Origin of the sequence: Thiocapsa sp. C2-2m (assembly GCF_041903745.1) — a bacterium.
GTDB lineage: Bacteria > Pseudomonadota > Gammaproteobacteria > Chromatiales > Chromatiaceae > Thiocapsa > Thiocapsa roseilacustris.
Map to the genome: position 1 here is coordinate 1 of NZ_JBBWVD010000085.1, position 5,869 is coordinate 5,869.

At 61.3% G+C, this 5,869-nt stretch carries 3 protein-coding genes and 2 pseudogenes; 4 read left to right on the plus strand and 1 reads right to left on the minus strand.

Annotated elements, in window-relative coordinates; all coding sequences use genetic code 11:
* The 3 genes and pseudogenes from AADX97_RS28390 to AADX97_RS28400 form a co-directional block, all read left to right on the plus strand.
* A pseudogene (locus AADX97_RS28390) lies at positions 1 to 319 on the plus strand (hypothetical protein); the annotation flags it as partial.
* A 347-nt stretch (positions 320 to 666) separates the two neighbouring features.
* Positions 667 to 978 (plus strand): hypothetical protein, encoded by a 312-nt coding sequence (locus tag AADX97_RS28395; RefSeq protein WP_374237517.1) that lies wholly within the window; start codon positions 667 to 669, stop codon positions 976 to 978.
* Complete coding sequence (locus tag AADX97_RS28400) at positions 975 to 2,189, plus strand: glycosyltransferase family 4 protein (RefSeq protein WP_374237518.1); 1,215 nt, start codon at positions 975 to 977, stop codon at positions 2,187 to 2,189. The genes AADX97_RS28395 and AADX97_RS28400 overlap by 4 nt, the downstream gene beginning before the upstream one ends.
* A gap of 114 nt (positions 2,190 to 2,303) precedes the next feature.
* On the opposite strand, the pseudogene AADX97_RS28405 reads toward AADX97_RS28400, so the two are convergent.
* A pseudogene (locus AADX97_RS28405) lies at positions 2,304 to 2,697 on the minus strand (transposase); the annotation flags it as partial.
* A 944-nt stretch (positions 2,698 to 3,641) separates the two neighbouring features.
* On the opposite strand from AADX97_RS28405, the gene AADX97_RS28410 reads away from it, so the two are divergent.
* Positions 3,642 to 5,869, plus strand: a 2,228-nt coding sequence (locus AADX97_RS28410) for a Calx-beta domain-containing protein (protein WP_374237519.1), incomplete at its 3' end; no start/stop codon positions are given.

The window sequence follows — 5,869 nt, forward strand, 5'->3', positions numbered from 1 at the left end:
GGCTCTGGGGTTGCCGCTCGCGGACTACTCACCCGGACGCATGACCTACGATCTGCGCCGACTGCGGCTGCATGGCCTCATCGAACGGATCCCGCAGAGCCATCGCTACCGGGTCACCGATGCGGGTCTGCGGGTGGCCCTGTTCTTCACCAAGCTCCACAGCCGCATCCTGCGACCGGGCTTGTCCCAGTTGTTCGAAGGAACCCTAGAACTACGATCACTGTTATTCTCGGGAACGCGGATTCGTGGTTTACTAGCAGCCTGTTGGGCTTTCGGCGCTACACCCCTGAAGTGGTTACGAAGTGATCAATTTCGGTGATGATACGCGAATCTTCGAGGCTCCGCGCAGATCGAACGCCTCAGAATTCGCCTAGGAACGCGCCAATACGCTAAGTCCGGCAGGCTGCTAGCAACACGAAGAGAGACGGTGGCGATCGCTTTACGCGCTTCCGGAGCGGCGGCCATGTTCGGCTCAAGAAGCGGTCAGCCGCACCCTTTCGAAGCTCGCGGTTGGCGAGCCGCGACAGAGCTTTCGACCTCGGGGCGGATTTGGGAACAATGACCACCCACGGCAGTCCACTTGGGGAAGGTCGGTTTTTAGCGCATCTGTTAATAGGCAGGGGCGTCAAGGACCACCGCAGGAACGAACAGAGGAGGGCGACGCCGATGGCGTACTCGAAGTTCAGTATTATTATCTCGGCGGTGTTTCAGTGGCTTGTTGCCGTCGTGTATCAGGCGCAGCTGGTTTCTCAGGTCAATAAGCGCATCCGCCAGCCCGTTGAAGGGCGGTCTGTTGGAGCCACGGTGTCAGACAAGTCAAGTTGTTATCTCGTCCCAAGTGACCTCGTGGGCGACTCCGAGCGGCTGACCATCGTCGAGTTGGGGCGCGACCTCAATAGAAGCCACAAGGTCCGCATCAGGGCGACGCGCACGGGCGACTGGTCCACCCGGTGGCGCGGGTACAACTTCGCTTTATGAGCACCGTGCGCATGATCTTTTTTTTAGGTGCGGGTCCCGCCGCTGCTGAGAGGGTGGATACCGCCCACCTGTTTGGTGAAGTCCTCGGCAGGAAAGGGCTATCCATCGATTGGTATCTGCGTTCGGCGCAGCATGGTGGACCGGTGATGCGACGCCAGTTCCACGGCCAGCCCGCACGCGTGTGCGGGCGCGTGGGGCTGGCCGGGGCGGCCGGCCAGGCTGCTTCCAAACTCAACGAGGCGCTGGCCGTGCTGCACTTCTTCTGGCGGGCGCTGCGTGGGCGTTATGACATCATCCAGGTGCGCGACGATTTCGTGGCGTCGCCCCTGGCCTTGATCGCCGCGCGCCTCGCGGGGTCGCGTTTTGTCTTCTGGCTGTCTTATCCCTTTCCCGAGGCCCGCATGCTGGACGCGCGGGAAGGAATCAGCCGCTTTCGGTGGTATTCCATGCTGGCAGGCTGGTTGAGCAGCCAGGTGCTCTATCGTGTTGTACTGCCTTACGCCGATCATGTATTTGTGCAGAGCGATCAGATGAAGCGCGACGTGCTCCGCCCCGGCATTGCCGCGGAGCGCATCACGTCAGTGCCCATGGGGTTGCCGGATTGCGACCTACCGGACGACTTCCCTCAGGTGGAGGAACCGATCGTACTGTACCTTGGCACGCTGGCCCGTGTACGCAGGCTGGAGATGATTTTTCAGGCTTTTGCGCATGTCTTGCAGCAAGTACCGGACGCTCGGCTGGTCGTGGTGGGCGAAGGCGACATGCCCGAGGACCGTGCCGCCCTGGAAGCCGAGACGCGGCGGCTGGGCCTGGAACAAGCAGTCGAATTCGTGGGCAAGGTTCCTCGCGAAGCCGCCCTGGAGTGGGTTGGGCAGGCCGCCGTCTGCCTTTCACCGTTCTACCCAACCTTCGTGCTGCGCTCCACTTCGCCCACGAAACTCATCGAATACATGGCCATGGGCAAGGCGGTCGTTGCTAATGACCACCCCGAACAGGCGCAGGTTGTTGCGGAAAGCGGCGCGGGAATCTGCACGCCGTGGGATCCGGAAGCATTTGCGGCGGCGATCTTGATCTTGCTGAAGGAGCCAGAACGGCGGTATTGCGCCGGACTAGCCGGCCGAGCGTGGGTCATGGCGAATCGGCGTTACAGCCAGATCGCAACACCTCTGATGGAACGGTATCGCAATCTTGTATCTGGTAAGGAATATTGAGGTTCCCTGGTCCACAGGTAAGGTGATGTCGGCACTCCAGACCTGATTCGGGCCGCTCGGGGTGAAGTCGCGCGCGCAGGTTCTCGGCTACCGGCAGGCTGTGCTTGGAGTCCGTCGTTGCCAGGCCCGGTAGCCGCCGATACTCACCCCGAGGACATCACACAGCTCGTTCAGGGTTAAGCCATCGCGGTGCGCAGCGATCCAGGCGAACTTCACAGCGCATCCCACGCGAAGTACGCCGTCGCTTTTTTTTAAGATGTCGACCTCGCGCTTGAGTCGCGCGTTCTCCGCGCGCAGACGCCACAGCTCCATCGCCTGCGGGGTGACTTTCGCTGCGCCCGCAGGGTTGAGCGTGCCGACATCGAACGCCTTCACACCAGTTGCGCAGGGTCTGCTTGACCAGACCCATCTCCTTGGCTACCGCGCCCACGCTCTTGCCGTCCTTTACCCGCTTCACCGCCTGTTCCTTGAACTCGGCGGTGTGTTCTTGCTTCGGAATCTTCTGCACCATCGTCTTCAGTTTGACAGACAGTTTACGCCACCCTTGGAAGACTAAATTCCGAGGGAACCTCGCTGTCTCGCCGCTTCATCCTTGCCCCGAACGGCGACGCAGCGTGGGCACCGACGGCTGCGCGTGCTTGTGCCAACAACGAAACTTGATCGTCCCGCCCGACCGAGCCGATCCGCGGCCTGATTCGGCCCGGCTTTAGCCCGCGATACCCCTGCACCTACTCGTCCTGGCAGATCGCCGCAGACGAGGACTCCGCCCCCTTGGGAAAGCGCCGACATCGGCGCTTGATGCTTGTTGCGTAAGGGCCAGTCCTTCCGCTCCGTTCCTGACCTCGCTGATCCATAGCTCTGCGGCGCGGGGTTCTCGTGTCATTTCGATCTGCGTGGCCGAAGTCTTATTCGACCGAATCCTTTCGGCGTGGATCTGCGCCTGATGGCTCTGCTTGGAGGTGACGAATAGGGCCGCGATTAGGCGCGGTCCGTCACAGTTCTCAGGTTGGTTGGTGATGTGCCGGTTGCTTCTGGGAAGCGGCTCACAGATCGGTTTCGGCAACTGAAGGAAAGTCTCCGCAGGTGGTAACGGCGTGGCGGCAACGCGCTGTTGCCGGTGGTGGTTCGGCAAGGGACGCACCGAAGAGAGCGCCGCGGACGGCGGGGAGCATAGGTCGCGAATGCGGCCCCGAAGCCCCTCGATCGATCTGCCGAGCGACGACTACCGGAAGTAGGACGCCCTCACAGCACTGGAGACAAACAATGAAACCTTCACGCCAGATCGGCCCGATCGTCATATCCGCACTGAGCCTGCTCGGCTTGTTGGCCGGAACCTCGGGGGCAGCGGTGCTGCCTCATCTTGACGACGCCAATTACGAGCCGACGCGCGCACTCATGGCCCCACTCGATCGACATCTCTTTCCGCGTGTCTCCTTGAGCGAGACGAAGGGCTTGCCGACGACCGCCGAGGCGATATCGAAATACGATACATTGTTACTCGGGGTTTCGCAAATGACAGCGAACGTTGCGGCAGCGCAACAGATCAATCCGGATCTGCTGGTCTTCTGGAAGTTCAACCCCGTCGGATATAGTGGCTTTTTGGCCACGGATCCATGCAACGATGTCCGGGGTGTAGCCTTCGGCCGCACAGGCAACGCAACCGAGGAATGCAGTTTTTACGCCGGGCATTGGGCCTACTTCGCCGGAACGACCCTCTCGCAGGGGATCGGCGACACGACGTTGACAGCCACGGTAGGCGACGGCAGCCGCGTCACCGCCGGTCGCTACGTCGTCATCTACGATGCCCCGGCCGGATCCTTCAAGAATGCCGAGCATGCCCTGGTAAAGTCGGTCAACGGAAATATCGTAACCTTCGCCAGCCGCGGGTTCAAATCGGTTGCACATGTGCGTGCCGCGGGCGCAATCGTTGCCGAACATCCAGTCCCAGGCGGCGCGAACGGTACCGTCACTCCCGAGCATTGGATGTACAACATGAGCACGCAGGCGCCCGCAGATGCGAACGGCCGCCAGCTGATCGAGATTCAGGCCGATTGGTTAGCCGACAATCTGCGGTCCGTAAACAATGTACGCGTCGACGGGATCATCTTCGACACCGACTCTTGGTCGCAGGCTTGGCAAACCCGGCTCGATGTCGACAACGACTTGGTGGCTGATGGTGGTTGGAGCAGCTCGGACGATACCAACCACTGGGGAGATGGCATGGAGCACTTCTACTGGTTGGTTCGCGATCGTTTCCCCGCCGAGATCGTCGTCGGCGGCGACCGCGCTACTCGCGGATATGACACGCTCAGCGGTACTCAAATGGAAGGCTTTCCGGTCTCGGGTGTCTACTATTCCGCAGATCCTGAATATAATAAACTTGACGAGGTGTTTGCCAACTACACGTTGCATCTGCGCAAGGGACCTGAACATCTTGCGGCCTTTACTGAGACGCTCAGCAAGACCCCGACCAAGCTCTATCCCCGCGACGCGAGTCCGGTGCCGGTCGGCAATGCGCCGTTTCGGTTCGGATTTGCGGCGACCTTGTTGGACGACGGCTACTATGCCCAAGAGCCCTTGCTGATTTCGCGCGATCCCTGGTGGGATGAATTCGCGGTCGACGTGACGCCGGGTTCCGCCAGCTACGGCCATGCCATCGCCTCGAATCCACAGGACGAGACGCTGACACGTACGCATCGCGGCTGGCTGGGTCTGCCGTTGGGTGCGCGCGAGCGCATCTTCGATGCCCAGCATTTCGAACTTGCGCGTTCGCTCATCGCAGCCGGAAACCTCGACAACAGTGCCGCGCTCACGGGATGGCGCAGCTCCAAAGTGACGATGTCTTTCGATTCCAGCGAAGCGATGGCCGGAGCGGGCTCGCTGCGGGTGTCCGGTCATCAGAGCTACGCCTCAGAGCCCTATTACGCCCAGGTTAAAACACCGGCTGTGGCCTTGCAGGCTGGGATCGAGTATACCCTGGTGTTTTCGGTCAAGGCCGATCGCTTGCGCAGTATCACTATCAGTGCCGGCGGCACCACGCAAGGGTTTGATGTGCCCGATCACTGGGTGCGTCGTGTGATGACCTTTACGGCCTCTGCGACCGGAAGCTCGACGATCAACTTCAACGTCGGGCGCGAGAACATCCCACTACGGCTCGACGAGGTCTATCTCTTCGAGGGTAATGCGAACGTCTTCATGCGCGAGTTCGAAAACGGCTTGGTGGTTGTCAACGCCACTGCGCGGCCACGAACCGTTGACCTCGGCGCGTCTTATCTGCGTATCAAGGGAACCGGTCAAGATCATATCAACGACGGCTCCGAAGTCACTACTATCACGATCGCTCCGCATGACGCGGCTATCCTCGTCAATCCGCCTACGGCATATCCAGAGCTTTCGGTCGAAGACGTCGCCGTCTCCGAGGCTGACGGGGTTGCGCGGTTTGCGGTGAGTCTGTCCGCTCCGAGCGCCCTGCCGGTGACGCTGAGCTACGCGATGCTCGACGGCAGTGCCCGGTCGGGTGCGGACTATACGGCGGTTGCGGGGAGTCTGAGCTTTGCCCCCGGCGAGACCGCGCGCACCGTCGAGGTGGCGGTGCTGGACGATCTGCTGCACGAGCCGACCGAGAGCTTCAGCCTGGTGCTGAGCGCGGCGAGCGGTGCGACCCTGGTGCGCGATACGGC